Source organism: Nonomuraea lactucae (assembly GCF_003313395.1).
Lineage (GTDB): Bacteria > Actinomycetota > Actinomycetes > Streptosporangiales > Streptosporangiaceae > Nonomuraea > Nonomuraea lactucae.
In genome coordinates, this window is sequence record NZ_QNFZ01000504.1 from 1 (window position 1) to 1,423 (window position 1,423).

The window sequence follows — 1,423 nt, forward strand, 5'->3', positions numbered from 1 at the left end:
ATCTACGTATTCAGCGGAAACCGGCGGGTCTACCTCAAACCAGACGCCCAGCTCAGCGGCAGGCCTGAATGGATACCGGCGAGCGTGGGCAGCACGTCGGCTTGCTCCCCGCAGGGCAACGCCCTTGAAGATTTCCAGGCCATCCCAGTGAACGGACCACCGCCGCACCCCACCGGGCGACTCGTCGGGCTCACCGTCGAATTCGATCAAGGCCAGGGCCCCGTTGCGCAGGACGCTCACCACGGTCCCTCGCCGTCCGATCAGACATGTGGCGTAGTCCCATGTCCGTGCCGGGCTGTGGAGCATCTTCACGATCACGGCCCGGCACCCGACCTTTCCCCCGGTGTACTCATCGGACGCCCTCGCCTTCCGATCGAGTAGGCACAGACAAGGCGGCGACCGCTTCCAGTGCGAATGCGCAACTCGGGGTGCACCTCTGCGCGGTGCAATTGGCACGCGGACTCAGCTACGACCTTTCGGGCGGTCATGCTGGCGAGGTATACCATGCTATAGCCCGCCAGCCATCGTCTATCTCGCCTGCCACGGTATCGCCTACTTAGCGAGTGCATGTGGCTGATCAAGAGCGGGTGTGGCAACCGGGGGTGCCCCGAAGGATCCAGGTCTACGAGGACATCAGGAGCAAGATTGAGAGCGGCGAACTCGCTCCCGGCGACCAGGTGCCATCCGTCCTCCGCCTACAGCAGATCTACGGCATCGCCACAGCAACAGGTCAGAAGGTCCACCGCGCGTTGCGCCGAGACGGGCTCATACGTACAGAGCCGGGGATGGGCAGTTTTGTGGTCCTTCCCCCGGCAAAGGAGGGAGAGTAGACGCAGGAGAGTCACCGCCAACACAGTCGCAAAGGCACCCCGGCGGGAGGGGCGCAAGCGACTGACTCGCTCCACTTGTCTGGCTCAGCGCCATTAGAGACGTCATCAGCTAGCATCCACTGCACACGCCCTGTTAGGTGGATCGGTAGCGACTCGCCGCCCGTCCCCAACCCCTACAGGCGGGTGTGGAATGACGCTAGCCTCAGCTCATCTTCTGCACACTTGGAGCTGCCGTGGTTGGAGAAGACAACTTCCCATTGCTCACGAGACTAGACCTCGATCCACCTTCATTTGGCGAGCTGCTCCGCACCTTACGAATTCGCCGTGGCCTTACTCTGCGCGAGCTGAGCCAGGAGACTGGCATATCGCGAAGCAAGCTGTCGCGGCTCGAACGCGGAACAGCCAGGCCGACACCTGCTGACGTCCGCGCCCTCGCATCAACGCATGGCATACCGGTCAAACACCTGATGAGCAGAGTCACGAACGGAGACTCCTCGGTTCCACCTCTGTTAGAGATGTCCGTGGCCATGTAAAAGTCCCCACAGGTGGCCAGTTCGAGGTCACCACTGATGGCCGGTTTAGGTCCCCACTTC

Annotated in this window: 3 protein-coding genes; 2 read left to right on the top strand and 1 reads right to left on the bottom strand. The window is 62.3% G+C overall.

The features are described 5' to 3' along the window. On the bottom strand, positions 1-318 hold a 318-nt coding region (locus DQW85_RS46015), incomplete at its 3' end, for a hypothetical protein (protein ID WP_205315337.1). A gap of 284 nt (positions 319-602) precedes the next feature. Between DQW85_RS46015 and DQW85_RS23035 the strand changes: the two genes are divergently transcribed. Both DQW85_RS23035 and DQW85_RS23040 read left to right on the top strand, forming a co-directional pair. Then, positions 603-830 carry a GntR family transcriptional regulator gene (locus DQW85_RS23035; protein ID WP_275888243.1) on the top strand — a complete coding sequence of 76 codons (228 nt, stop codon included), beginning with the start codon at positions 603-605 and terminating at the stop codon, positions 828-830. 233 nt (positions 831-1,063) lie between these two features. Further along, a complete protein-coding gene (locus DQW85_RS23040) occupies positions 1,064-1,363 on the top strand; it encodes a helix-turn-helix domain-containing protein (RefSeq protein ID WP_113702208.1) in 300 nt (99 codons plus the stop codon). Positions 1,364-1,423: the final 60 nt, after the last annotated feature.